The sequence below is a fragment of the Actinomadura sp. NTSP31 genome (genome assembly GCF_041951385.1).
Taxonomy (GTDB): Bacteria; Actinomycetota; Actinomycetes; order Streptosporangiales; family Streptosporangiaceae; genus Spirillospora; species Spirillospora napierensis.
The window spans coordinates 168609-194809 of the sequence record NZ_JBGNUT010000011.1; the positions used below are offsets into that span (position 1 = coordinate 168609).

Below are 26201 nucleotides of genomic sequence, written 5' to 3' on the forward strand. Positions count from 1 at the left end.
CGGCGGGGGGATTTCAGCGCCGTGCCGGTCGAAGCCAGCTTAGAGCCCTCACGACCGGTCCGGGGCCGCGTGCGGACAGTGCCTGCCGCGCGCCGGGCTCGCGTTTGGCGAACGCCAGCAGCATGCCGAGCGCGATCAGCGTCGGGATCAGCGCGGACCCGCCGTAGGACACCAGCGGCAGCGGGATGCCGGTGATGGGCAGCACGCCGATCACGGCGCCGATGTTGACGATGGCCTGCACCACCAGCCAGGCGGTGGCGCCGGCGGCGGCGAGCCGGGTGAACGGGTCCTTGACCCGGCGGGCGATGCGCAGCCCCGCGTAGGCCAGCAGCCCGAACAGCCCGAGCACGACGAGGGTGCCGACCAGGCCGAACTCCTCCCCGACGATCGCGAAGATGAAGTCGGTCTCGGCGTGCGGCAGGTAGTCCCACTTGGCGCGCCCCTCCCCGAGGCCGGTGCCGAACAGCCCGCCGGAGGCGACCGCGAACAGTCCCTGGATGCCCTGGTAGTTGCTGGTCAGCCGGTTGCCGGCCGGGTCGAGGAAGCCGGTGAGCCGCTGCATCCGGTACGGCTCGACGACGATGAGGATCGACACCAGCAGGCAGACCAGCCCGGCGATCCCGACGAACAGCCGGCCGGGCGCGCCGACCACCCACAGCAGCGCCAGGAAGATCGTCAGCAGCACCAGCGTGGTGCCGAGGTCGTTGCCGAGCATCACCAGCAGCACCAGCACCCCGGCGCCCGGCAGCAGCGGCACCAGCAGCGGGCGCCACTCGGTGAGCTGGCCGAGCCGCTCCTTGCGGGCCAGCAGGTCGGCGCCCCACAGCACCAGCGCGAGCTTGGCGGGCTCGGACGGCTGGATCTGGACGGGCCCGAGGTCGATCCAGCGGGTGGCGCCGCCCGCGCTGCGGCCGAGGCCGGGGATCAGCACCATCGCCAGCGCGACGACCGACAGCAGCAGCAGGGGGTAGGCCAGCGCGCGGAACGTCTTGACCGGCAGCCGGGACGCCAGCCACATCAGCGGCAGCCCGATCACCATCCACACGGCCTGCTTCTGGAACAGCGTGTAGGCGGACCCGGTCTCCTGCAGCTGCTTGACCGACGACGCCGACAGGACCATGGTCAGGCCGAGCGCCAGCAGCATCACCGAGCAGCTCAGCACCAGGTAGTAGGAGGTGAGGGGACGGTCGAGCAGGCCGACGGCGGCGGCCACCTGCTCGCGCGGCCCCGCCCGGCGCGTCCGTTCCTCTTCGGCCGGTACGGCGGTCATGAGGCCCGCGGGTCTCCGGCGGCGAGGCGCCCGACCGAGGCGATGAACGCCTCGCCGCGGGCGGGGTAGTTGGCGAACATGTCGAAGGAGGCCCCGACGGGGGCGAGCAGCACGGTGTCGCCGGGGCGGGCGAGCCCGGCTGCTGCGGTGACGACGCGGTCCATCGCCCCAGTGTCGGTGTCGGCGACGTCGACCACCGGGACATCGGCGGCGTGTCGCGCGAGTGCCTCGGCGATCCGGTGCCGGTCGCGGCCCATCAGCACGACGCCGCGCAGCCGCCCGGCGCAGGTGCGCACCAGGTCGTCGACGTCCAGGCCCTTGAGGAGGCCGCCGGCGATCCACACGATGGACTCGTAGGCGGCCAGCGACGCGGCGGCGGCGTGCGGCTGGGTGGCCTTGGAGTCGTTGACGTAGGCGACGCCGGCGACGTCGGCGACGTGCTGGATGCGGTGCGGGTCGGGCACGAACGAGCGCAGCCCCTCCCGGACGGCCTCGGGCGGGACCCCGAAGGCCCGCGCGAGGCCCGCCGCCGCGAGCGCGTTGGCGACGTTGTGCGGCGCGAACGGCCGGACGTCGTGCAGCGCGGCCAGCTCGGCCGCCTCGGACGCCGGGTCGGCGGTGAACGCGCGGTCGACCAGCAGGTCCTCGACGACGCCGAGCTCGCCGGGGCGCGGCGAGCGCAGCGTGAACCCGGCGCGCCCGCCGACGCCCTCGGCGCGTTCGGCGAGGGCCGCGGAGGTGTCGTCGTCGGCGTTGTAGACCGCGACGGTGCCCGGCGCGAAGATCTTCGCCTTGGCGCCGACGTAGGCGTCCATGGAGCCGTGCCAGTCGAGGTGGTCGGGCGCAATGTTCAGCACGGTCGCCGCCATCGGCGCCACCGAGCTGGACCAGTGCAGCTGGTAGCTCGAGAGCTCCACCGCCAGCACGTCGTACGGCTCGGCCACCGCCTCGACGATCGGCGTCCCGACGTTGCCGACCGCGAGGGCCTTGTGCCCGGCGGCCGTCAGCATGCAGGCCAGCATCCGCACGACGGTCGTCTTGCCGTCGGTCCCCGTGATGGCCAGCCACGGCGCGGCGCCCTCGGGGCGCAGCCGCCAGGCCAGCTCGACCTCGCCGATGATCTCGATGCCGGCCGCGGCGGCCGCGGCGAGCAGCGGCGCGTCCGGCCGCCAGCCCGGCGAGGTGACGACCATCCCGGTGCCGTCCGGGAGCGTGTCGCCGTCGCCGAGCCGCACCGCGACGCCGCGCTCCTCCAGCTCGGCGGCGTGCGCCCGCTGCTCGTCGCCGTCGCGGGCGTCCACGATGGTGACGCGGGCGCCGCGCGCGGCCAGCGCGCGGGCGGCGGCCCGGCCGGAGACGCCGAGCCCGGCGACGCAGACGGCGCGGCCGTCCCAGGGACCTGTCGTCACTTCTTGGGCATCCATTCCAGGTAGAAGAGGCCGATGCCGATCCCGACGAACAGCGCCGACATCAGCCAGAACCGGACGACGATGGTGGTCTCCGCCCAGCCGGACAGCTCGAAGTGGTGCTGCAGCGGGGCCATCTTGAACACCCGTTTCTTGGTCATCTTGAAGCCGCCGACCTGGATGATCACCGACAGGGTGATCATCACGATCAGGCCGCACAGGATGGCCAGCAGGAACTGGGTGCGGGTGAGGATCGCCAGCCCGACCAGCACGCCGCCGAGGGCCAGCGAGCCGGTGTCGCCCATGAAGATCTTCGCGGGCGGGGCGTTCCACCACAGGAAGCCGAACACGCCGCCGAGCACCGCCGCGGCCACCACCGCGAGGTCCAGCGGGTCGCGCACGTTGTAGCAGTTGGGGACGAGGGCGGCGGCGCAGGAGTTGCGCAGCTGCCAGTTGCCGATGACCACGTAGGCGGCCAGCACCATGCCGGCGGGCCCGGCGGCCAGGCCGTCCAGGCCGTCGGTCAGGTTCACGCCGTTGGACATCGCGGCGATCAGCAGCAGCGCCCAGACGACGAACAGGTAGGGGCCGATCGAGGGGCCGAAGTCGCGCAGGAAGGACAGGTGGGGGTCGGCGGGGGTGATGTCGTAGCCGTTGGGGAAGTTCAGCGAGGCGACCGCGAAGACCACCCCGACCAGGATGATCCCGATCATCTTGGCGCCGCTGCGCAGGCCGAGGCTGCGCTGCTTGAACACCTTGATGAAGTCGTCGACGAAGCCGACGAAGCCGAGGCCGGTCATCAGGAACAGCACCAGCACGCCCGAGATCGTCGGGGACTCGCCGGTGACCAGGTGCGCGACCGCGTAGCCGAAGAGCGACCCGACGATGAAGACGGTGCCGCCCATGGTGGGGGTGCCGCGCTTGGTGAGGTGGGCCTCGGGGCCCTCGTCCCTGATCATCTGGCCGTAGCCGAGCCGGTTGACGATCCGGATCCACACCGGGGTGCCCACCATGACGAAGACCAGCGCGACCCCGGCCGCGATGAGGATGTTGGTCATCGACCGGCCCGCCCGTCCGGCGCCAGCAGCGCCTCGGCGACCCGTTCCAGGCCGGTCACCCGGGAGCCCTTCACCAGCACGACGTCCCGCGGCTCCAACCGCTCGCTGAGCGCGGCCACCGCCGCGCCGACGTCATCCACCTGCACGCACTCTCCCGTCCATGACGCCACCTGCGCGGCGCCCTCGCCTATCGCCGCCGCGTTCGCGCCGACGACGACGAGGCCGTCCAGCCCGCTGCGCGCGGCATGCCGCCCGATCCTGGCATGTTCCGCGGCGGACGAACCGCCCAGTTCGGCCATCTCGCCCAGTACCGCGAACGCGCGCCGGCCGCGGGCCATGTGCGCGAGCACGTCGATCGCGGCCCGCGTCGAGTCGGGGTTGGCGTTGTAGGCGTCGTTGACCACCGTCACCCCGTCGGCCCGCTCGGTGACCTCCATCCGCCACCGGCTGGCCGGCTCCGCCTCCGACAGCCCCGCGGCGACGTCCCGCACCGCCAGGCCCGCCGCCCGCGCCGCCGCCGCGGCCGCCAGCGCGTTCGCGACCGCGTGCGACCCGTACAGCCGCAGCGCGACCGGCGCCGAGCCCTCCGGCGTCACCAGCGTGAACCGGGCCCGGCCCCGCTCGTCGAGCGCCTCGTCCACCGCGCGGACGGTCGCGCCCTCCGACCGGCCGAACGTCACCACCTCGCCCACCGTGCGCGACGCCATCGCGCTCACCAGGGGGTCGTCGGCGTTGAGCACGGCGGTGCCGCCCGGACGCAGCGCCTCCACCATCTCGCCCTTCGCCTTCGCGATCATCTCGCGGCCGCCGAACTCGCCGAGGTGCGCGGTGCCGACGTTGAGCACCACGCCGACGTCCGGGCGCGCGATCCGGGTGAGGTAGGCGATGTGGCCGACGCCGCGGGCGCCCATCTCCAGCACCAGGTGCCGGGTGGCCGCGTCGGCGCGCAGCACCGTCAGCGGCAGCCCGATCTCGTTGTTGAACGAGCCGGGCGGCCACACCGTCGGCCCGGCGCGCCCGACGAGCTGCGCGATCAGGTCCTTGGTGGAGGTCTTGCCCGCCGAGCCGGTCACCGCGGCCACGGTCGTGTCCGGCAGCCGCGCCAGCACGCCGCGGGCCAGCCGGCCGAGCGCCTCCTGCACGTCGTCGACGAGCACGGCCGGGCCGCCCACCGGGCGCTGCGCCAGGACCGCGGCGGCCCCGGCCGCCAGCGCGGCGGCGGCGAACTCGTGCCCGTCGGCGCGCTCGCCCTTGAACGCCGCGAACAGCGCCCCGGGCACCACGGCGCGGGAGTCGACGACCACGGGGCCGCCGGCCACGGCGTCCGGGGGCGCCCCGTCGACGGTGCCCCCGGTGATGTCCGCGATCGCCGACAGCGGAAGTGGGATCACGCCTGCGTCCCGTCCCCTCTACTTCTCTTCCCGAAGCGCGGCACGGCGCAGCGCCTCCCGGACGACCTCGCGGTCGTCGAACGGCTGCACCTCGCCGGCCACGTACTGGCCCTGCTCGTGCCCCTTGCCCGCGACGACGAGGACGTCGCCGCGGCGGGCCCGGCCGACGGCCAGTTCGATGGCGGCGGCGCGGTCGGGCTCCACGACGATGTGCGCCCGGTGCCGCTGCGGCACCTTGAGCCCGCCCTCGACCATAGCGGCGAGGATCGCCAGCGGATCTTCGGACCTCGGGTTGTCGTTGGTGAAATACGCCATGTCGGCCAGCCGGGCCGCCGCCTCGCCCATCAGCGGCCGCTTGCCGCGGTCCCGGTCGCCGCCGCAGCCGAGCACCACCGCGAGGTCGCCCTCGGTGACCGGGCGCAGCGCGTTCAGCACCGCCTCCACGGCGCCGGGCTTGTGCGAGTAGTCGACCAGCGCGACGAAGTCCTGCCCCTCGTCGATGCGCTCCAGCCGGCCGGGAACGCCCTCCAGCGACGCGACGCCGCGCACCGCGGCCGGCAGCCCGATCCCCGCCTCCACCAGCGCGACGATCGCGGCGAGCGCGTTGGCCACGTTGTAGCCCCCGGCGAGCCGCACCGAGCCGTCGGCCTCGACGCCGCCCGGCCCGACGACGCGGAACACCCCGCCGTCCGCACCGACCCGCACGTCCTCGGCCCGCCAGTCCGCCGCCGGGTCGCCGGACGCCGAGAACGTCGTCATCGGGATCGTGGCGATCTCCAGCAGCTCGCGGCCGTAGTGGTCGTCGAGGTTCACCACGCCGACCCGCGCGTACTCCGGCGTGAACAGCCCCGCCTTCGCCAGGAAGTAGTCCTGCATGGTCGGGTGGTAGTCCAGGTGGTCCTGGGACAGGTTCGTGAAGACGGCGACCTCGTAGTGGGCGCCGCCGACCCGGCCCTGCACCAGCGCGTGGCTGGACACCTCCATCGCGGCGGCGCCGACGCCGCGCTCGCGCATCATCGCCAGCAGCGCGTGCAGGTCGGTGGCCTCCGGCGTGGTCAGCGCGCTCGGCACCCGCTCGTCGGCGACCCGGATCTCCACGCCGCCGACCAGGCCGGTCGTGACGCCGGCCTCGTGCAGCCCCGCCTCCACCAGGAACGCCGTGGTGCTCTTGCCGCTGGTGCCGGTGATGCCGATGAGCGTGAGGTCGCGCCCCGGCTCCCCGTACACCCAGGCGGCCGCGGCGCCGAGCCGCGCCCGCACGTCGGCGACCACCAGCACCGGCAGGCCGGTCGCGGCGGCGCGGTCGCGTCCGGCGGGGTCGGTGAGGATCGCGGCCGCGCCCGACGCGGCGGCCTGCGCGGCGAACTCGGCGCCGTGCGTGCGGGTGCCGGGCAGGGCCGCGTACACGTCGCCGGACCGCACCGCCCGCGAGTCGTGCGTGATGCCGGTGACCCGGACGCCCGCGAACCCGGTACCGCCCCGCCGCGCGCCGTCGCCGCCGTCCCGCCCGATCCCGAGAGTCGCCGCGAGCCCGTCCAGCGGACGGGCCTGTGTGGTGGTCGGGCGCATGGCGGTTCTTTCGGTGCCGGTGGGACGGGAACGCTGGGAAACGGATGGTGGACTCACGGCGAGTGAGGGTACTCGCTGCGGTCAGTCTCGGGCGTAGATCTTGATGATCGGCGGTTCGCTCCCCGTCGGCGGGATCTTCTCGGACTGCAGCGCGAAGCTCATCACGTCGCGGAACACGGGCGCGGCGACGTCGCCACCATAGTGGCTGCCCCGCTTGGGGTCCTGCAGGACGACCTGGACGACCAGGCGCGGGTCGTCGGCGGGCGCGAACCCGGCGAACGACGCCGTGTAGCCCTTGTAGCAGCCGCAGCCGGCGTCGAAGCGCTGCGCGGTGCCGGTCTTGCCCGCCACCCGGTAGCCCTTGATCCGCGCCTTCGGCGCGGTGCCCTCGGCGGTGGTGACGCCCTCCAGCATGTCGCTGATCTGCCGGGCCGTGCCCTGGCTGATCACCTGTTTGCGCTGCGGCGCGGGCGCCGGGGTGAACCTGTCGTCCGCGCCGACCGTCCCCGCGACCAGGTTCGGCGCGACGCGGACGCCGCCGTTGGCGATGGTCGCGTAGACGCTCGCCATCTGCACCGCGTTGACCGACACCGTCTGCCCGAACGCGATCGGGTAGCGGTCGGTGCCCGACCACTTCGACGGCGGGTTGAGCAGCCCCGCCGTCTCCCCCGGCAGCGGCAGGCCGGTCTTCTGGCCGAACCCGAAGTCGCGCAGGGCCTGGTAGAGCTGCTCCTCGCTGATGCTCTGGCTGGCCAGGATGGTGCCGACGTTGCTGGACTTGGCCAGCACCCCGGCGAACGTCAGGTTCTCCACGGCGTGCGGCTCGGAGTCCTTGAACACCACGTCGTACTTGCGGATCCTGTCCGGGACGGTGAAGGGGGTCTGCGGGGTGACCCCGCCGTGCTCCATGACGGCCGCGGCGGTGACGACCTTGCCGGTGCTGCCCGGCTCGTAGGCGTCCTGCACCACCGGGCTGCCCCACAGGTCCCGGTCGCCCTTCGTCACGTGGTTGGGGTCGTAGCCGGGCGCCGACGCCATCGCCAGCAGCCGCCCGGTGCGCGGGTCCATCACGATGACGGTGCCGCTGCGCGCGCCGGTCGCCTTCACCTGCTTCTCGATCTCCTCCTGCGCCTTGAACTGCAGGTCCTGCTGGAGGGTGAGCCGGACGCCGCGGCCGGGCACCGGCGGCTTCTTCTGGTCCTCGCCCATGGGGATGTGCTGCCCCTCGAGGCTGATCTCCACGCGCTGCCAGCCGTCGTGCCCGGACAGCACGGAGTTCTGCGTGCTCTCCAGCCCGGCCGCGCCCTGTCCCGCACCGTTCACGAAACCTATGACGCTCGCGGCCAGCGAACCGTTGGGATACTCCCGGCGATATTCCGGCAAAGTCCCGATGCCCTGCAGGTTCCACGAGGTGATGAGGCGGGCCTGCTCGGGGGTGACGCCGTGCGCCAGGGTGACGAACTGGGTGTCCTTCCGGCTGATCGCCTTCATCACCGCGGAGGGGTTCAGCCCGAGCGTCGGGGCGAGGGCCTTGACGATCGCCTGCCGCTTGTCCGGCTTGATGACGTACGGGTCGGCGGTGATCGCGCGGGCCTCCACCGTCATGGCGAGCCAGTTGCCCTGCGCGTCGGTGATGGCGCCGCGCACCGCGGGCAGCGTCAGCTTCTTCAGCCGCTGCTCCATCGCCTGCGCGCTGTACTTGCCCGACTCGATCGTCTGCAGCTGGACGAGGCGCCCCGCGAACAGCGACAGCACGAACGCCACGACGAGCAGCCCGGCGTTCAGCCGCTTCATCGGGTCGCGGCGGTGGAAGGGGACGCGCGGCCTGCGCGGGGGACGCGGCGGGCGCGGCGGCCGGCCGCCGGAGCCGCCGCCCGGGCGCGGGCCGCGCGGGCCGTCGCGGCGGGTGCCCCCGGACCTGGACGGGCCGCCCGGCCGCGCGGTGGGCGCGGTCGTCCGGAACGCGGCCGTCCGGCTCCGCGCGGGCGTCCCGCCCGCGGCGCCCCGGCGGGACGCGCCCTTGGCGGCCGTCCTCTTGCCCGTGTCGTTCTTCTGCGCGTCGTTCTTGCCGGTGGCCTTCTTACCGGTCTCCTTGTCGCCGGCGCCCCCGGTCCCCCGGCGCTGCTGCGGGACCGCGCCGCCGCGCGCCGGGCGGCGGGCGGCGGGGCCGCCCTTCTTTCCCGGCCGGCCCGCCGCGTCCGCCCGTCCTGCCGGGGGACGCGGCGGGTCGCCGGTTTGACGCCCGGACGCGCGCGCCGCGCCCGGGCCGTTCTTGTCGTCCCGCCCCGCCGAGCCGCGGGATCCCGGGGAGCCGCGTTTGCGGCCGGGCGGCGGCCCGGCCGGCCCGCGTCCCGGCCCCTTCGTCACCGCGTCCCCCGCCCCTCGGGCACGTCGCCGGCGCCGTCACCGGCGTGTCCGCTGCGCGTCACGGGCGGCCGCTCCCGTTCCGGGCGCCGCCGTTCGCCGCACCGTTGCCGTGCGCCGCGCCGTTGCCGTTGCCGTTGGCCGAGCCGTTGCGGTGCGCCGCGCCGCCGGAGCCTCCGCCGGCCGCGGCGGGCGGCTGGGAGACGCCGTCGCCGGGCACCGCGGTGCCGGGCACGCCGATCACGGCCGCCGCGCCGGCGGACGCGGCCGCCGCCTGCGGGACCGGGCGCAGCTTGCCGCCGCTGGTCTTGCCGGTGGGGGGGTAGTAGAACCGCGGCGTGGTGTTCGGGACCAGGCCGAGCGCCTCGGCCCTCTTCGACAGGTTCTGCGGCGAGCTCTCCTTCTCGATGTCCGCCTGCTGCGACTGGCTCTGCTGCTCGAGCTCCTTGTTCTCCTGCTCGAGCTTGCTCAGCGTGAAGGCGTCCTTCGCCAGGACGGTGTTGAGCAGCAGCAGGCTGACCAGGGCGCCGCCGAGCAGCGCGATGATGAGCAGCACGAACGGGGCGCGCGGCGGCCCGGCGGCGGCCCGCCGGGGCGCGCGGCGGGCCTCGACGGCCGCCGCTTTCGCGTTCTTGCGCGGCCCGGTCCTGGCCGGGGCCGCCGGAACCGGCGCGCTCTTCACCGCGCCCTTGGCCGGGCTCTTCGCCGGCCGGCCCTTGGGCGGGGCCCCCTTGGACGGGCTCGCCCTGCGCGGCGGTGCGGTCCGGGCGGCCGTTCCGGTGGCGCCGCCGTCGGACGGGCGGTCCGGGCCGCGCCGCTTCGGCGGTGCGCCGTTCTTCTCCGCGTCCTTGTTCGGTGCGTCCTTCTTCTGCACGCCCTTCTTCGGTGCGTTCCTGGCGGGCGCGGTGGCCGGCGGGCGTCGGCTCGTCGTCGTCATGTCGCCTCCCGGACCCGCTCGGCGGCGCGCATCCGCACCGACCCGGCCCTTGGGTTGGTCGTGGTCTCCTCGTCGGACGGCACCTCGGCCCCGCGCGTCAGGAGCCGGAACCTCGGCTCGTGCTCGGGCAGCGGGACGGGCAGCTCCGGCGGGGTGGTGTCGGCCGCCTGCGCGCCGAGGGCCCGCTTGGTGATGCGGTCCTCCAGCGAGTGGTAGCTGAGGACGGCGACCCGGCCGCCGACCGGAAGCGCGTCCATGGCGGCGGGCAGCGCCCGCCGCCAGCTGTCCAGCTCGCCGTTCACCTCGATGCGCAGCGCCTGGAACGTCCGTTTGGCCGGGTTGCCGCCGGTGCGCCGGGTCGCGGCCGGGATGGAGGTGCGGACCAGGTCGGCGAGCCGCCTGGTGGAGTCGAGGGGGGCGCGCTCGCGCTCGCGGACGATCGCCGCGGCGACGCGCTGGGCGAACCGCTCCTCGCCGTACTCGCGCAGGATGCGGGCGAGCTCGGCGGGCGGGTAGCCGTTGACGACCTCCGCCGCGGTGAGGGTCTGGGTGCGGTCCATCCGCATGTCGAGGGGGGCGTCGTAGGAGTAGGCGAAGCCGCGGTCGGCCTCGTCGAGCTGCGGGGAGGAGACGCCGAGGTCGAACAGCACCGCGTCCACGGACGGGACGCGGAGCCGGGCGAGGACGCCCGGGATCTCGTCGTAGACGGCGTGCTCGAGCGTGACGCGGTCGCCGAACGCGGCGAGCCGGCGGGCGGAGCGCTCCAGCGCGGTGGTGTCGCGGTCGAGCCCGATGAGCCGCAGGTCGGGGTGGGCCCGGAGCATGGCCTCGGCGTGCCCGCCCATGCCGAGCGTGGCGTCGAGGTAGCGAGGTGCGCGCCCGGCGTCGCGGGCGGCGTCCACGGCGGGGGCGAGGAGTTCCAGAACGCGACCGAGCATGACCGGTACGTGACCGGCCCCGGTCGCGTGGTCTCCCACGTCCATGGCTCACCCCCCTGGTACTGCCACCTCGCTCGCGGACTGTGTGGCATCGCCGGTCCGGACCTTGCCCGCCCCCGGCGGCGGCCTCGCCCGGCCAGGTCCCCATCCGCTGCCCTAGGGAAGATCACCGCGTTACCGCGGGGGGTCGCCGTCTGGCGCCGGGGAAGCTGCGCCAGCTGGCTCGGAGAGCGGCTGGAGACCTGGCCGAACGTGGGCCGGTGCCGGTCAACGGACCGACGGGTCGTGCGTCAGAGGATCCCTGGCAACACCTCCTCCGAGACGTCGGAGAACGCCTGCTCCTCCTGCTCGAGGTAGGACTCCCAGGCCCGGGTGTCCCAGATCTCCAGGCGTGTGTTGGCGCCGATGACCGTGCAGTCGCGGGTGAGCCCCGCGTACGTGCGCAGCGGCGGCGGGATCGTGACGCGGCCCTGCTTGTCGGGGACCTCGTCGGAGGCGCTCGCGAAGAAGACCCTGCTGTAGGCGCGGACCGCCTTCTCGGTGACCGGCGCGGCACGCAGAGCCTCGGTGATGCGCTGGAACTCCGCCATGGGGAAGACGTACAGGCAGCGTTCCTGGCCCTTCGTGATCACCAATCCCCCCGACAGCTCCTCGCGGTACTTCGCCGGCAGGAACAGTCGTCCCTTGTCGTCGAGACGCGGCGAATGGGTGCCGAGGAACACCGGCCCCACCTCCCGCGCCGCATGAGGCGCTACTGCTCCCCACGGCGCCCCACTCTACTCCACTCTTCCCCACCGTCAACAAGGAAAACGCCTCTCACGCGCGAAGATCGTCAAGGAAATCGCAGGTCAGACGGGGTGGAGCGGAGTGGGGGGCGGCGGGCCCCCTGCGCGCCGCCCGCCGCGCTCCACCGCGCGGGGCCGTCCCGCGGCGCCCGCCCCGGGTTCCCGCACGGACCCGCGGGACGGGCGGGGAGCGGCGGGTGGGGCGAAGTGGTGGGCGCCGCGGGGCTGTGGCGGCGATCCCCGTGGAGCACAATGGGCTCGCGTTCCACATGAACATCGCGGCGGGCCCTCCGACGACGTACTGTCGGTTGGGCGAGCGCGCAGAGCGCCGCACCGGTCGCGAGGAGACGGGCCCCCGCACCCGGGGGGCGGGCTCCGTCAGGGGCCTTCGACGAGCACCGCGCGGCCGGACGGCTGAGGAGGGTTTGGTGGCAGTAGGCACGCACGGCGAGTCGTTCATGGAGACCGACCCACCGGCATCGCGCTCCGCCCGGCCCGGCGGCGCGGGCGGCGGCCTGGAGGACGGGGCGGCGAACGGCGCGGCGGCGCGCGAGGGGTCGGCCCGCGACCTGGCCGGGCTCGCGCGGGTGGCGGGCAGGATCCGGGACGCCGTCGAGTCGGTGATCGAGGGCAAGCCGAAGGCGGTGCGGCTGGCGCTGACCGTGCTGCTCGCCGAGGGGCACCTGCTGATCGAGGACGTCCCCGGGGTCGGCAAGACGATGCTGGCCAAGGCGCTCGCGCGGTCCGTCGACTGCTCGGTGCGCCGGGTGCAGTTCACCCCGGACCTGCTGCCGAGCGACATCACCGGGGTGAGCGCCTACAACCAGGAGCTGCGCGAGTTCGAGTTCAAGCCGGGGCCGGTGTTCGCCAACATCGTGGTCGGCGACGAGATCAACCGCGCGTCGCCGAAGACGCAGTCGGCGCTGCTGGAGTGCATGGAGGAGCGCCAGGTCACGGTGGACGGCACCACCTACGCGCTGGAGCCGCCGTTCATGGTGATCTCCACGCAGAACCCGGTCGAGATGGAGGGCACCTACCCGCTGCCGGAGGCGCAGCGCGACCGGTTCACCGCCCGGATCTCGATGGGGTACCCCGACCCGGCGGCCGAGCTGGAGATGCTGGACGCGCACGGCGGGTCGTCGCCGCTGGACCGGCTCACCCCGGTCGCGCACGCCTCCGACGTCCGCGACCTGATCGAGGTGGTGCGCCGCCAGCACGTCGCGGCGTCGGTGCGGCAGTACGCGATCGACCTGGTCACCGCGACCCGCAAGCATCCGGAGCTGCGGCTCGGCGCCTCCCCCCGCGCCACGCTGCACCTGGTGCGGGCGGCGCGCGCGTACGCGGCGCTGGACGAGCGCGACTACGTGCTGCCCGACGACGTCCAGGAGCTCGCCGTCCCCGTGCTGGCCCACCGGCTGCTGCCGACCGCGGAGGCGCAGGTCGAGCGCCGCCGGCCCGAGCAGGTGGTCGCCGACCTGGTGCGGCGGCTCCCGGTGCCCTCCCCCGGGAAGTGACCGGTTGAGAAGGGCGCTGGCCGGCCTCACCACGCGCGGGCGGTCGTTCGTGGCCGCCGGCGCGACCGCGATCGTGTGCGCGTTCGTGCTCGGCGAGCGCGACCTGCTGCGCGCCGGGGTGCTGGTGCTGGTGCTGCCGCTGCTGTCCACGCTGGCGGTGTCGCGGACCCGCTACCGGCTGGCGTGCGCGCGGCGGCTGGACCCGGCCCGGCTGCCGGTCGGCCACGAGACGCGCGTCGACCTGCGGCTGGAGAACGTGTCGCGGCTGCCGAGCGGGCTGCTGCTGGTGGAGGACCGGGTGCCGTACGCGCTCGGCGGGCGGGCCCGGTTCGTGCTGGACCGGATCGAGTCGCAGGGGTCGCGCGAGCTCGGCTACCGGATCCGCTCGGACGTGCGGGGCCGGTTCCGGGTGGGGCCGCTGACGGTCCGGCTGGCCGACCCGTTCGGGATGGTGGAGCTGGTCCGCTCGTTCAGCATGTCCGACACCCTGACGGTCACTCCGGCGATCGTGCCGCTGCCGGCGACCCGGCTGACCGGCGCGTGGGGCGGGGGCGGCGAGAGCCTGGCCCGCGCGATGTCGGCGGCGGGCGAGGACGACGCGGCGCCGCGCGAGTACCGGCACGGCGACGACCTCCGCCGCGTGCACTGGCGGTCCACCGCGCGGCACGGCGAGCTGATGGTGCGCCGCGAGGAGCAGCACTTCCAGAGCAGCGGGACGCTCCTGCTCGACACGCGCCGCCGCGCGCACTGGGGCGACGGGCCGGGCGGCTCGTTCGAGCAGGCGGTGTCGGTGGCCGCGTCGATCGGCGTGCATCTCGGCCGGACGGGGATGAACCTGCGGTTCGTCACCGACGGGGGCGAGGCGCTGTCGTCCGCGGCGTCCTTCGACGGGGCGTTCGAGGGGCTGCTGCTGGAGGCGCTGGCGGTGGCGCGCAGGTCGAAGGCGGTGTCGCTGACGCCCGGCCTGGCCGCGCTGGGCGGCGCGGCCGGGACGGGCCGGGAGGGCGACGGGCTGGTCGCGGCGGTGTTCGGGGCGCTGACCGCCGAGGAGGCGCACCGGGTGGCGGCGGCGCGGCGCGGCGCCGCCACCCGGCTCGCGGTGCTGGTGGACGCCGGTGCCGGCGACCGGGCGGACGGCGGCGGGCAGGGCGCCGCGCGGGCGCGGAGCGGGCCGGTGCGGGCGGCGGGGACGCGGGCTCCGGCGCCGCGCTCTTCGGAGCAGGACGATGGGCCGCTCCCGGCGGGGGCCGCGGCCGGCCTGCTGCGCGCGGGCGGCTGGCGGGTGCTGGTCGTCCGGTCGGCGGCGGAGCTGGCCGGGGCGTGGACGCAGACGGGCCAGACCGGCGCCGGCACCGGCCTGCGGGACCGCGGCGCGGCGGAGGAGCCCGGCGGCCCGGCCGGTGACCCGGGCGCGGGCACCGGCACGGCGGACGGGGAGAAGGCGGCGGACGCGGCCGGAGGCGGGGCATGAGGATCCGGATGACGGTCATGGCCGCGGTGGCGACGCTGGCCTGCTCGATCGGCCTGTACCCGCTGTTCGCCACCGGGCGGTGGTTCTGGACCGGGCTCGGCGCGGTGCTGGCGGTGGTGTGCGGCGCGCTGGTCTCCCGCCGGCTGCGGCTGCCGGCGCCGCTGGACCCGCTGTGCGGGCTGGCGGTGCTGCTGCTGTACCTGACGGTGGCGTACGCGAGCGGCGAGGCGTGGCTCGGGTTCGTCCCGTCGCCCGGCGCGCTGACCCACCTCGCCGACCTGGCCGGGGACGGCTGGCACGCCGCGAACCGGTACGCGGCGCCGGTGCCGCTGGTGCCCGGGATCGGGCTGCTCGTCGCCGCCGGGATCGGGGTGGTCGCGGTCCTGGTCGACCTGCTGGCGGTGCGGCTGCACCGCGCGGCGCCCGCCGGGCTGCCGCTGCTGGCGATGTACAGCGTGCCCGCCGCGGTCCGCCAGGACGGCGTCGGCTGGCTGGCGTTCGGCGTCGGCGCGCTCGGCTTCCTCGGCCTGCTGATGGCCGACGCGCGCGAGCAGGTCGGCGGCTGGGGCCGGGCGGTCACCGTCCACCGGCACGGCGGGGAGCTGCCGCTGGCCGGGGCGGCGCCGCCGAGCGGCCAGCGGCTGCGCGTCGACGGCGGCAGGCGCGCCGCGAGCGGGCGCCGGATCGCGGCCGGCTCGGTGGCGATCGCGGTGCTGCTGCCGATGGCCGTCCCCGGCGTCCATCCGCGCGGCATGTTCGGCATGGGCGGCGGCAAGGGCAAGGGCACCCAGACCGTCACCACGCCGGACCCGCTGGTCAGCCTGAAGCGGGAGCTGACCCGGCTGGACGACTCGGTCGTGCTGACCTACCACACCGACGACCCGGACGACCCCGACTACCTGCGGCTCTACGCGCTGGACCGGTTCGACGGCGACCGCTGGACCTACAGCAAGCTGCGCAGCAGCTCCGCGGACCGGCTGTCGGGCCGGACGCTGCCGCCGCCGCCGGGGCTGAGCATCGCCCCGGTGCACGAGGTCACCACCCGGGTGAAGGTGAGCGGCGAGGTCCGCGACATGTCCTTCCTGCCGGTGCCGTACGCGCCGTCCCAGGTCGAGATCGGCGGCGACTGGCGGGTGCACTCCCGGTCGATGATGATCTACTCGCTGAGCGACTCGGCGGGCGGCCGCTCCTACACCGTCAAGAGCCTGCGCGCGGAGCCGACCGCGGCGGACCTGTCGGCCGCGACCGGGTACCCGGCCGACGTCGTCTCCCACTACACCGACGTCCCGAAGAACATCCCGCCGCAGGTCAGGACGCTCGCGCAGAACGTGACGGCGGGCGCGGCGACCGCGCGGGCGCAGGCGGTGAAGCTGCAGCGCTGGTTCACCCTGACCGGCGGGTTCACCTACGACCTGTCCACGCCGGCGCCGCAGCACGGCAACGACCTCGTCGACTTCCTGCTGCGCAGCAAGCGCGGGTACTGCGAGCAGTACGCCGCGTCGATGGCGCTGATGGCGCGGATCCTCGGGATCCCGTCGCGGGTCGCGATGGGGTACACCTCCGGCACGCAGACGCAGCCCGGCACGTGGGTGGTGCGGTCGCGGGACGCGCACGCGTGGCCCGAGCTGTACTTCGAGGGGTCCGGCTGGGTGCGGTTCGAGCCGACGCCGTCCGGCGCGGCCGGGCAGGGCACGGCCGTCACGCCGGGCTACACCGAGCCGACCGTCGCCGGCGGCGGGCGGCAGGACGACGGCGCGCTGCCGACGCCGACGGCGACCTCGCGGCCGGACGGGTCGAGCGCCACGCCGCAGGCCGCGCCGCACCGCAGCGACTCCGGCCCGCAGGACGCCCCGGCCAAGCGTGATTCCGGGGACGGCGGGGCGAAGGCGGCGCCGTGGATCGCGGGCGGGGTGCTGGTGCTGCTGCTCCTGGCCGTCCCGATGGTGCTGCGGGTGCTCACCCGGCGGCGGCGCTGGGCCGCGCTGACCGGGCCGTCCCGGCCGCGCCCCGGGGGCGGGGACCGGCCGGACGGCCCCCGGCCGCCCGGCGGCGTCCGCGGCGGCGTCCACGAGGGCGACGGCGGCGCCGCGCACGCGGCGTGGCGGGAGATGCGCGCCGACGCGCTCGACCACGGGCTGGAGTGGCGGCCGAGCGACTCGCCGCGCGCGGCGGCGCGGCGGCTCGGCGAGCTGCTGGAACTGGACCCGGTGGGCACCGAGGCGCTCGGCCGGATCGCCCGCGCCGAGGAGCTGGCCCGCTACTCGCGGACCCGGGCCGCCGATCCGCCGGAGCGGCTGCGCGCCGACGTCCGGACCGTCCGCGCGTCGTTCGCCGCGTCGGTGGGCCGCCGTACTCGGTGGCGCGCCCGCGTCTTCCCGCCGTCGTCCATCGCGCAGGCGCGGTCGGCGCTGCGCGGCGCGGGTTCCCGCACGGCGGACCTGGCCGACCGCCTCAACGACCTCCCGAACCGGCTGCGGCGCCGCTAGGGCCGTCAGGCCCCGCGGCGCCGCACGGCCGGCTCGGTGACCGGCCCGGTATCGGCCGGTATCGGCCGCGGTCGGCTCAGTGCAGGAGGAGGGGAGATCCCCGCCGGTTCACTCGCCTTCGGTGCGGCGGCGCCAGCGCTCTTCCATCCGCTCCATGAAGCCGGCCTTCGCGGGGCGGGCCTGGCGGCCGCGCCGCGCGGGCTCGTTCCCGATGCCCGTCATCCGCTTCCAGCTCGTCAGCGCCCAGACGCAGCAGACCACCATGAGCAGGAAGCCGGCCACGCTGACCGCGATGGTGGCCGTTCCGGCGTTGATGACGAGCCCGGCCATCAGGGCGCAGACGCCCACGACGAAGCCGAGGGCGGCCTTGATGATCCGGCGCTTGTAGTGGACCTGGGGGTTGGTCGAGCGGACGGCGTGCGCGAACTTCGGATCCTCGGCGTACAACGCCGACTCGATCTGCTCGAGCATGCGCTGTTCGTGCTCAGACAGCGGCACGGCGCCTCCCAACGACAGCCCCGCGACGGGGTATCCGATCCGGGACGGGAACGTCAACGGTGATATGCCCAGAATACGAGCACTCACCGGCGTACGAAAGCGAACGGCGGGTCCAGGGCCCCATACCGGTCAGCTCACCGCCTTCTCTCATCGTCTCCCGTCCCTGCCGTCACGTGCGTCACCGTCGTGCGCGCGCTCGACCAGGGCGGCGGGACGGACGGCTCCGCGGCCGAACCGGTGCGCCACCTGGTCCATCGCGCGCTCGGCCTCACGCCAGCCGCGTTCCGGCTCGTCGAAGGCGAGCTGACGGGGGGCCTCGCCGGCCGGGCCCAGGTTCTCCACCCGCACCCCGACCAGACGGAGTCGTACCCGTTCCAGCCCGGCGCCCTCGTACAGCTCGCACGCTGTGACATAGATCACACGGGCGAGATCGGTGGGCTCGCGGAGGGTGCGCGCCCGGGTGATGGTCTTGAAGTTCGCCATCCGCAGTTTGACGCTCACCGTCCGTCCCGCCGCCCCCGCCTCGCGCAGCCGCGCGCCGACCTTCTCGGCCAGCCGCAGCAGCTCCCGGCGGATCACCTCCGGGTCGTCGACGTCGGTGTCGAACGTCTCCTCCGCGCCGATGCTCTTGTCGGGGGTGTGCGGGACGACCTCGCGCGGGTCGCGGCCCCACGCCAGCTCGTGCAGGTGCGCCCCCAACGCGTTCCCCAGCTCCCGCTGCAGCGTGGCCAGGGGGATCTGCGCGAGCTGCCCGACCGTGCGCAGCCCGAGCCGGGTCAGCGTCTGCTCGGTCCGCTCCCCCACGCCCCACAGGGACGCGACGGGCAGCGGGTGCAGGAAGTCCACGACGCCGTCGGCGGGCACCACCAGCAGCCCGTCCGGCTTGCAGCGGGTCGAGGCGAGCTTGGCGACGAACTTGGTGCTCGCGACGCCGACCGAGCAGGTGATGCCCTGCTGCGCGCGGACCTGCTCGCGGACCATCCGGGCGATCTCGGCCGGCCGGCCGAGCCGCCGCCGCGCGCCCCCGACGTCCAGGAACGCCTCGTCCAGCGACAGGCCCTCCACCAGCGGCGTGATCGACCGGAAGATCTCGAACACCGCCGCCGACACCCGCCCGTACTTGCCGTGGCTGACCGGCAGCACCACCGCCTGCGGGCACAGCCGCCGCGCCCGCGACATCGGCATCGCCGAGTGCACGCCGAACTCCCGCGCCTCGTAGGACGCGGCGGACACCACCCCGCGCGGCCCCGCGCCGCCCACCACCACCGGGCGGCCCCGCAGCTCCGGCCGCTCCAGCAGCTCGACGCTGACGAAGAAGGCGTCCATGTCCACGTGCAGGATCGGGCAGCCGGTGTCGTCGGCGGGCGGGCCCGGCTGCGGGCCGGGCCGGTGCAGCTGCTGCTTGCGGCTCACGGGGCCACTCGGCTCATGGCACTATCCGGCCGGCTTGTCGGCCACCAGGTGCAGCTGGGTGGCCAGGTCGCGCAGCACCGGATGCACCGCCGCGACCGACTCCAGGGCGATCAGCGCCTCCGCCGATCCGGCGTCGCAGTCCAGCATGCCGCTCGGCACCAGGTCGGCGAAGATCCGCACGCCGTGCAGCTCGGCGACCCGCAGGCCCGCGCCGTCCACCAGCGCCGACAGCGTCTCCCGGGTGAAGCGGCGGGGCATCCGGTCGCCCTCGCCCCACCGGCCGGACGCGTCCGTCAGCACCCGCCGCGCGTCGTCGAAGTGCCCGGACAGGGCGCGGTGCAGCGCGGCGGCGACCTGCCCGGCCACCAGCACGCTCACCGACCCGCCCGGCCGGACGATCCCGGTCAGCGCGGCCATCGCCGCGCCCGGGTCGTCGACGTACTCCAGCACGCTGTGGCACAGCACCAGGTCGGCGGCGTCGGCGCCGAGCAGGTCGGGCAGGTCGACGGCGTCGCCCTGCACGGCGCGGACCGTCACCCCGGACTCGGCGGCGCGGCGCTCCAGCGCGGCGAGCGCGTCGGGGTTGGCGTCCACGACGGTGACCCGGTGGCCGAGTTCGGCCAGCGGCACCGCGAAACCGCCGGTGCCGCCGCCCACGTCGACGACGTCGCTCCGGCCGGTCTCCGGGGCGATGCGGTCGAGGACCGCGCGCAGCGCCTCCCACAGGACCGCGCTGCGCACGCGGCTGCCGCCCCGTACCCGCTTCTGTCGCCGGCCGGCCACGGCCGCTCCGCTAACGTCGTTCATCCCCGCCCACCCTAGCCGCCTTCACCCCGAAGAGGCGCGGGAGACCGCCCCCTGCGTCAGAGCGACAGGGACGGCTTGAGCTGCTGGAGGCGCGACAGCAGCCCGTTGACGAACCGGGGCGACTCGTCGGTGGACAGCTCGGTCGCCAGCCCGACCGCCTCGCTGACCGCCACGCCGTCCGGGACGTCCTCCACCCACAGCAGCTCGTACGCGCCCATCCGCAGGACGTTGCGGTCGACGACCGGCATCCGCTCCAGCGTCCAGCCGGTCGCGTAGGTGGCGATCAGCTCGTCGATCCGCTCCTGGTGCTCCTGGACGCCCTCGATCAGCCGCACGGCGTGCGGGTACTCCGACAGCTCGTCCTGGTTCGGGCGCCCCCGCGCCGCCAGCACCGCCGTCGGCGACTCCTCGCGCAGCTCCGCGGCGAACAGGATGTCGAGGGCGAGTTTGCGCGCCTTGGTCCGTGCCGCCATCTCAGCCGCGGCCGAGGTACTCGCCGGAGCGGGTGTCGACCTTGACCTTCTCGCCGGTGGTGATGAACAGCGGCACCTGGATCTGCGCGCCGGTCTCGAGCGTGGCGGGCTTGCTGCCGCCGGTGGAGCGGTCGCCCTGCAGGCCCGGCTCGGTCTCGGTGATCTCCAGGACCACGGCGGCGGGCAGCTCGACGTAGAGCGGGTTCTCGTCGTTGAACGCGATCACGGCGTTCTGCTCGGGCAGCAGGTAGTTCGCGGCGTCCCCGACGGTGGTCGCGGGGATGTGCGGCTGGTCGTAGGTCTCGGTGTCCATGAAGACGAAGTCCTCGCCCTCGCGGTAGAGGTACTGCATCTCGCGCTTGTCGACGCTCGCCACGTCGACCTTGGTGCCGGCGTTGAAGGTCTTGTCGACGACCTTGCCCGACAGCACGTTCTTGAGCTTGGTGCGGACGAACGCGCCGCCCTTACCGGGCTTGACGTGCTGGAACTCGGTGACGGTCCACAGCTGGCCGTCGAGGTTCAGCGTCATGCCGTTCTTGAGGTCGTTCGTCGTCGCCACTGCGTTGTTCTCCCGGTCGCGGCCCGCTCGCTGGTCGGCTTCAGAGTACGAGCAGGTCCTTCGTCGTTGTCGTGAGGAGCTCCGGGCCGCCCGCGCGGACGACCAACGTGTCCTCGATGCGGACTCCGCCCCGGCCCGCCAGGTACACCCCCGGCTCCGCGGTGATCGGAACTCGATCCCTCAGCTTACCGGTCTTGTCGTACCCCATGAGCGGTGCCTCGTGGATCTCCAGGCCGACGCCGTGCCCGAGCCCGTGGGTGAACGCCTCGCCGTGCCCGGCCGCCTTGATGAGGTCGCGGGCGGCGGCGTCGACGTCCCCGGTCTCGGCGCCCGGCCGCGCGGCGGCGATCGAGGCGAGCTGCGCGCGCAGCACCAGGTCGTACAGGTCGCGCTGCCAGCCGGCGGGCTCGCCGACCGCGACGGTGCGGGTCATGTCGGCGTGGTAGCCGCCGAACCGCGCCCCGAAGTCCATCGTCACCAGGTCGCCGCGCTGCAGTTCGCGGCCGCCGGGGTGGTGGTGCGGGACGGCGCCGTTCGGCCCGGACGCGACGATCGACTCGAACGCCGGGCCCTCGGCGCCGAGGTCGACCATGGCCCGTTCGAGGGCGATCGCGACGGCCCGCTCGGTGACGCCGGCGCGGACCTGCGGCAGGACGGCCTCGAACGCGCGGTCGGTGATGGCGCACGCCTCCCGCAGCAGGCCGATCTCCTCCTCGTCCTTCACCCGGCGCAGCTCTTCGACCAGGTGGCCGAGCGGGCGCAGCGGGATGTCGGCGGCCTCGCCGAGCCCGGCGTGCCGTTCGACGGTGAGGCCGTGCGCCTCGAAGCCGAGGACGCGGTGGCCGGAGGCGGCGGCGCGGGTGGTGAGCGCCTCGGCCGTCCGGCGCTCCACCAGGGTCTCCAGCTCGGGGCAGACCTCGGCGGCCATCCCGGCGTACCGGCCGTCGGTGGCCAGCACGGCGGGACTGTCCGCCGGGACGAGCAGCGCGGCGTTGGAGCTGTCGAGCCCGGTCAGGTAGCGGACGTTGACCGGCCGGGTGACCAGCAGCGCGTCGGCGTCCGTCCCGGCGACGAGCGCGGCGAGCCTGCGGCGCCGCGTCTCGTGCGCGCCCTCCGAATGCGTCTCCCCCATGGTCTGGACTCTAGAGCACCCGCCCGCGGGGCGGCCCGGCCGCGGAGCGCCCGGCCCGTCTCGACGCGGTCACGGAACATGAGAATCGCTCGACTTTGCGCCCGCGGGTGGCCTAGCGTGCCTCCGCGAGTGATCGTTCCATCCCGCCCCGTCCCCCCGCACCGGACGTCCCAGGAGGGATTCCCCGTGACCCGAGTCAGCCGTCGCAGATTGCTCGGAACAGGCGCGCTCACCGCGGCCGGAGCCGTGGTCTCCGCGGCCGCGGCACCGGCCGCCGCCGCCAGGACCGCCGCCGCTCCGGCGGCCCCCGCCGCCCCGACCGCCGCCGCCGACGTGGTGATCGTCGGCGCCGGCCTCTCCGGGCTCACCGCCGCCCGCGACCTGATCGCCGCCGGCCGGTCCGTGCTCGTCCTGGAGGCCCGCGAGCGGCCCGGCGGCCGCGTCTACGGCATGCCGCTCGGCGACGGCACCACCAGCGAGGGCGGGGCCGAGTTCATCGGCCCGACCCAGGACCGCATCGCCGCGCTCGCCAAGGACATGGGCGTCGGCACCTTCCCCACCTACAACACGGGCAAGAACGTCTACTATCGCAACGGCCAGCGGTCCCTCTACGCCACCGACGGCGTCCTCGGAGCCGTCCCGCCCGACTGGGGCGTGGTCGACCTCGAGGTCGCGCTCCTCAAGCTCGGGAGCATGGCCAAGGACGTCCCGGTCGGGCAGCCGTGGAAGGCCGCCAAGGCCGAGGAGTGGGACGCGCAGACCTTCTACACCTGGTCGCGGTCCAACTCGCTGAGCAGCGGCGCGCGGTTCCTGATGGACGAGTTCATCAGCTCCACGCTGTCGGTGCGCTCGCAGGACGTGTCGCTGCTGTACGTGCTGAACTACATCGCGTCGGCGGGCAACGAGAGCAACCCGGGCTCGGTCGACCGGCTCATCGACACCAAGGGCGGCGGCCAGGAGTCCCGGTTCGCCGGCGGGTCGCAGGAGGTGCCCGTCCGGCTGGCCGCCAAGCTCGGCGACGTCGTCCGCTACAACGCGCCGGTCCGGTCGATCGCGACCGACGGCGGCGGCGTCACCGTCACCGCCGACGGCCTCACGGTGTCGGCCAGGCGGGTCGTCGTGGCGATGTCCCCGGCGATCGCCGGGAAGATCGACTTCTCGCCGGGGCTGCCCGCGGGCCGCGCGCAGCTGATGCAGCGCTACCCGATGGGCTCGATCTGCAAGTTCGTCGCCGTCTACGACACCCCGTTCTGGCGGGCGGACGGGCTGACCGGGCAGGCCGTCTCCGACAGCGGCGCGATCGACGCGACGTTCGACAACAGCCCGCAGGACGGGTCGCGCGGGATCATGATGGGCTTCATGAACCAGGCGAACATCCGCAAGCTGGACGGTGCCTCGGCGGACGAGGTGCGGGCGGCGGGCCTGGCCTCGTTCGCGAACTTCTACGGCGACAAGGCCAAGACCCCGGTGCGGACGGCGTTCCAGCGCTGGGACAACGAGACCTGGAGCGGCGGCGGCCCGGTCGGGATCGCCCCGCCCGGCGTCCTCACCGGCTTCGGCGAGGCGCTGCGCGCGCCCTGCGGGCCGATCCACTGGGCGGGCACCGAGACGTCCGACTACTGGACCGGCTACATGGACGGCGCGGTCCGCTCCGGCGAGCGCGTCGCCAAGGAGGTCCACGCCGCCCTCTGACGCCCCGGACCACGTCCACTCGCGGTGAGTCGTCGTCATGCGCTTCGTCATGGCGACGACTCGCCGCAGGCGGACGGGGCGGCGCAGGTGGGCGGGGCGGTCAGGCCAGGTCGGCGGCCATCTGCTTGACCTTCTCGATGAGGGCGATGCGGCCCTTGTGGTCGCCGGCGATCGGCGACACGTTCAGCGTGGTGATGCCGGACTCCTTCATCGCGGCGAGCCGCTCGCGCACGTGGCCCTCGGAGCCGATCAGCGACATCTTCTCCAGCAGCTCCTGCGGGACCTTCGCGGCGGCCTCGTCCTTCTTGCCGTCGAGGTAGAGGTCCTGGATCTCCTCGGCCTCCTTCTCGAAGCCGTACCGGCGGGCGAGGTCGTTGTAGAAGTTCTTGCCCTTGGCGCCCATGCCGCCGATGTAGAGCGCCGCCATCGGGCGGCCGAACTCCAGGTAGCCCTGCACGTCGTCGCCGATGGCGAGGGCCGCCTGGCCGACGACGTCCAGCTCGCCGAGCGAGGGGTCGCGCTTGGCCTTTCCGGCAGCTAGCGAGGCGCCCCACACGTCGGCGGCCTTCTCCGGCATGTAGAAGATCGGCTCCCAGCCGTCGGCGATCTCGGCGGTCAGCTCGACGTTCTTCGGGCCGATCGCGGCGACCATGACCGGGATGTCCGCGCGCACCGGATGGTTGATGATCTTGAGGGCCTTGCCGAGGCCGGTGCCCCGCTCGGGGGGCAGCGGCAGCGTGTAGTGCTTGCCGTCGTGCTGGACGCGCTCGCGCCGCCACACCTTGCGGCAGATCTCGATGATCTCGCGGGTGCGGCCGAGCGGCGCGGTGTAGGGGACGCCGTGGAAGCCCTCGATGACCTGCGGCCCGGACGCGCCGATGCCGAGCGTGAACCGGCCGTCGGAGACGTAGTCCAGGCCGGCGGCGGTCTGCGCGATCGCGGTCGGCGTGCGCGAGTAGATGTTGAGGATGCCGGACCCGATCTCCAGCCGCTCGGTCTTGGCCGCGATGTACCCCATCTGGCTCACCGCGTCGAAGCTGTAGGCCTCCGGCACGTAGACGATGTCGAGGCCGGCCTTCTCGAAGTCGGCCAGCTCGTCGACGGTCTCCTTGAACCCGCCCGCGTAGTTGAGCCCCATCCCGATGCGCATCCGGCGTCCCTTCCGTAAAACCGAATCAGATTCCAGTCGAACGTAACCTACTCCGGGCCGCCCGCCGGGGCGAGGGCCCGCCGCCCGCTACCCCAGCGCCGGGCCCCGCAGCGCCTCCAGCGCGGGCCGGTACAGGTCGGCGCGGATCTTGCCGACCACGCCGCCGCCCTTGCCGGCCAGCGACCCGGCCAGCTCCAGCGCGGCGGGCAGCACGCCCGCCTCGTCCGCCGTCCGCTGCACGATCCCGGCCGCCATCGCCTGCTCGGCGGTGTACCGGCGGCCCGTGATCATCGCCTCGTGCGCCGTCCGCTTCGGCAGCCGCGCGCCGATCAGCGCGTTCATGCCGGGCGTGAACGACATGCCGAGGTCGACCTCGGGCAGGCAGAAGTAGCCCCGGTCGCCGCGCATGACGGCGAAGTCGTGGGCGAGCGCGAGCATGCCGCCGCCGGCGAACGCGTGCCCGTTGAGCGCGGCGACCGTCGGCATCGGCAGCTCCAGCAGCCGGGCGTACAGCGCGTGGATGCGGCTCAGGTACGGCTCGAACTCGTCGCGGTGGGCGCCGAGCCAGTCGAGGTCGAGGCCGTTGGAGTAGAACTTGCCGGTCCCGGTGGTGACGAGGGCGCCGGGCCCCTCGTTCTTCTCCACGGTGTCGAGCGCGCCCTCGACCGCGCCGAGGAAGTCGGGGCTGAACCGGTTCTCGCCGGAGTCGAAGCGCAGGACGTACACATCGCCGTCGCGCCGCAGGTCGATCACGCTGGTCTCCTTCGTCGGTGCCTGAGCAGACCCTACTGGTCGGTAGCCGGCGGGAAGATCATGCAGGTCGTGGTGCCGTGCGCGACGAGCTTGCCGTCCTGGTTCAGGATCCGCCCCTCGGCGGTCGCGATCTTCCGCCCGACATGGACCGTTGTTCCCTCGCAGGTCAGCCTGCCACCCTCCAGCGGCACCGCACGGACGAAGTTGACCTTCAGCTCCAGCGTCGTGTAGCCGGCGCCCGCGGGCAGCGAGGTGTGCACCGCGCACCCCATCGCCGAGTCCAGCAGCGTGGAGAGCACCCCGCCGTGCACGGTGCCCAGGGGATTGCTGAAGTCGGTGCGGGGCGCGAGCGAGAAGACGACCCGCCCCGGCTCCAGCTCCTCCGCCGCCATGCCGAGGAGCGCGCCGATCCCGTACCCCTCCTCGGCACCCTTGTTGATCAGCGCCTTCAACTGCTCGAGACCCGCCGTCGTCGCCGTGCCCACCATGCTCCGCTCCCCCTCCAGGTATGACGTCCGTCATAAGCACCGTCGTG

Annotated in this window: 22 protein-coding genes; 4 read left to right on the forward strand and 18 right to left on the reverse strand. The window is 74.5% G+C overall.

Features of this window, described 5'->3' with window-relative positions:
* Window positions 1-13 precede the first annotated feature (13 nt).
* From ftsW to mraZ, 9 genes are all read right to left on the reverse strand, one after another.
* Complete coding sequence (gene ftsW, locus ACA514_RS20485) at window positions 14-1270, reverse strand: putative lipid II flippase FtsW (RefSeq protein ID WP_375042783.1); 1257 nt, start codon at window positions 1268-1270, stop codon at window positions 14-16.
* A complete protein-coding gene (murD, locus tag ACA514_RS20490) occupies window positions 1267-2694 on the reverse strand; it encodes a UDP-N-acetylmuramoyl-L-alanine--D-glutamate ligase (protein WP_375042784.1) in 1428 nt (475 codons plus the stop codon). Before murD ends, ftsW begins: the two co-directional genes overlap by 4 nt.
* On the reverse strand, window positions 2676-3734 hold the full coding sequence (gene mraY, locus ACA514_RS20495; protein WP_375042785.1) for a phospho-N-acetylmuramoyl-pentapeptide-transferase: 1059 nt from the start codon (window positions 3732-3734) through the stop codon (window positions 2676-2678). The genes murD and mraY overlap by 19 nt, the downstream gene beginning before the upstream one ends.
* Entirely contained in the window at window positions 3731-5125 is a 1395-nt protein-coding gene (murF, locus tag ACA514_RS20500) for a UDP-N-acetylmuramoyl-tripeptide--D-alanyl-D-alanine ligase (protein ID WP_375042786.1), read from the reverse strand. Before murF ends, mraY begins: the two co-directional genes overlap by 4 nt.
* An 18-nt stretch (window positions 5126-5143) precedes the next feature.
* The gene (locus ACA514_RS20505) at window positions 5144-6694 is read right to left on the reverse strand and encodes a UDP-N-acetylmuramoyl-L-alanyl-D-glutamate--2,6-diaminopimelate ligase (protein ID WP_375042787.1); all 1551 of its coding nucleotides are present in this window, start codon (window positions 6692-6694) and stop codon (window positions 5144-5146) included.
* An 81-nt stretch (window positions 6695-6775) separates the two neighbouring features.
* On the reverse strand, window positions 6776-9061 hold the full coding sequence (locus ACA514_RS20510) for a penicillin-binding transpeptidase domain-containing protein (protein WP_375042788.1): 2286 nt from the start codon (window positions 9059-9061) through the stop codon (window positions 6776-6778).
* Window positions 9062-9119: 58 nt separating this feature from the next.
* Window positions 9120-9995, reverse strand: coding sequence for a hypothetical protein (locus ACA514_RS20515; protein WP_375042789.1), 876 nt, complete (start codon window positions 9993-9995; stop codon window positions 9120-9122).
* Entirely contained in the window at window positions 9992-10978 is a 987-nt protein-coding gene (rsmH, locus tag ACA514_RS20520) for a 16S rRNA (cytosine(1402)-N(4))-methyltransferase RsmH (protein WP_375042790.1), read from the reverse strand. Before rsmH ends, ACA514_RS20515 begins: the two co-directional genes overlap by 4 nt.
* 245 nt (window positions 10979-11223) lie before the next feature.
* Window positions 11224-11655, reverse strand: a complete 432-nt coding sequence (mraZ, locus tag ACA514_RS20525; protein ID WP_151596859.1) for a division/cell wall cluster transcriptional repressor MraZ — start codon at window positions 11653-11655, stop codon at window positions 11224-11226.
* A gap of 491 nt (window positions 11656-12146) precedes the next feature.
* On the opposite strand from mraZ, the gene ACA514_RS20530 reads away from it, so the two are divergent.
* The 3 genes from ACA514_RS20530 to ACA514_RS20540 are packed head-to-tail and all read left to right on the forward strand — an operon-like array spanning window position 12147 to window position 17189.
* On the forward strand, window positions 12147-13232 hold the full coding sequence (locus ACA514_RS20530) for an AAA family ATPase (RefSeq protein WP_375042791.1): 1086 nt from the start codon (window positions 12147-12149) through the stop codon (window positions 13230-13232).
* A gap of 4 nt (window positions 13233-13236) precedes the next feature.
* A complete protein-coding gene (locus ACA514_RS20535; protein WP_375042792.1) occupies window positions 13237-14703 on the forward strand; it encodes a DUF58 domain-containing protein in 1467 nt (488 codons plus the stop codon).
* Window positions 14700-17189: a DUF3488 and DUF4129 domain-containing transglutaminase family protein gene (locus tag ACA514_RS20540; protein WP_375042793.1), complete on the forward strand. Its 2490-nt coding sequence runs from the start codon at window positions 14700-14702 to the stop codon at window positions 17187-17189. The genes ACA514_RS20535 and ACA514_RS20540 overlap by 4 nt, the downstream gene beginning before the upstream one ends.
* A 108-nt stretch (window positions 17190-17297) precedes the next feature.
* On the opposite strand, the gene ACA514_RS20545 is transcribed toward ACA514_RS20540, so the two are convergent.
* The 6 genes from ACA514_RS20545 to ACA514_RS20570 form a co-directional block, all read right to left on the reverse strand.
* On the reverse strand, window positions 17298-17687 hold the full coding sequence (locus ACA514_RS20545) for a DUF3040 domain-containing protein (RefSeq protein ID WP_375042794.1): 390 nt from the start codon (window positions 17685-17687) through the stop codon (window positions 17298-17300).
* 147 nt (window positions 17688-17834) lie between these two features.
* On the reverse strand, window positions 17835-19100 hold the full coding sequence (locus ACA514_RS20550) for a DNA polymerase IV (RefSeq protein WP_375042795.1): 1266 nt from the start codon (window positions 19098-19100) through the stop codon (window positions 17835-17837).
* 21 nt (window positions 19101-19121) lie between these two features.
* Complete coding sequence (locus tag ACA514_RS20555; RefSeq protein ID WP_375042796.1) at window positions 19122-19907, reverse strand: methyltransferase domain-containing protein; 786 nt, start codon at window positions 19905-19907, stop codon at window positions 19122-19124.
* 56 nt (window positions 19908-19963) lie between these two features.
* Window positions 19964-20380, reverse strand: a complete 417-nt coding sequence (gene nusB / locus ACA514_RS20560; RefSeq protein ID WP_375042797.1) for a transcription antitermination factor NusB — start codon at window positions 20378-20380, stop codon at window positions 19964-19966.
* Window position 20381: 1 nt separating this feature from the next.
* Entirely contained in the window at window positions 20382-20939 is a 558-nt protein-coding gene (gene efp / locus ACA514_RS20565) for an elongation factor P (RefSeq protein WP_375042798.1), read from the reverse strand.
* A gap of 40 nt (window positions 20940-20979) precedes the next feature.
* Window positions 20980-22071 carry a M24 family metallopeptidase gene (locus ACA514_RS20570; RefSeq protein WP_375042799.1) on the reverse strand — a complete coding sequence of 364 codons (1092 nt, stop codon included), beginning with the start codon at window positions 22069-22071 and terminating at the stop codon, window positions 20980-20982.
* 186 nt (window positions 22072-22257) lie between these two features.
* Here ACA514_RS20570 and ACA514_RS20575 point away from each other — a divergent pair, with 186 nt between their 5' ends.
* Complete coding sequence (locus ACA514_RS20575) at window positions 22258-23763, forward strand: flavin monoamine oxidase family protein (RefSeq protein WP_375042800.1); 1506 nt, start codon at window positions 22258-22260, stop codon at window positions 23761-23763.
* A gap of 100 nt (window positions 23764-23863) precedes the next feature.
* Here ACA514_RS20575 and ACA514_RS20580 read toward each other — a convergent pair whose 3' ends face one another.
* From ACA514_RS20580 to ACA514_RS20590, 3 genes are all read right to left on the reverse strand, one after another.
* A complete protein-coding gene (locus ACA514_RS20580) occupies window positions 23864-24913 on the reverse strand; it encodes an LLM class F420-dependent oxidoreductase (protein WP_375042801.1) in 1050 nt (349 codons plus the stop codon).
* 87 nt (window positions 24914-25000) lie between these two features.
* On the reverse strand, window positions 25001-25666 hold the full coding sequence (locus ACA514_RS20585) for an enoyl-CoA hydratase/isomerase family protein (protein WP_375042802.1): 666 nt from the start codon (window positions 25664-25666) through the stop codon (window positions 25001-25003).
* A gap of 32 nt (window positions 25667-25698) precedes the next feature.
* A complete protein-coding gene (locus ACA514_RS20590) occupies window positions 25699-26154 on the reverse strand; it encodes a PaaI family thioesterase (RefSeq protein ID WP_375042803.1) in 456 nt (151 codons plus the stop codon).
* Window positions 26155-26201: the final 47 nt, after the last annotated feature.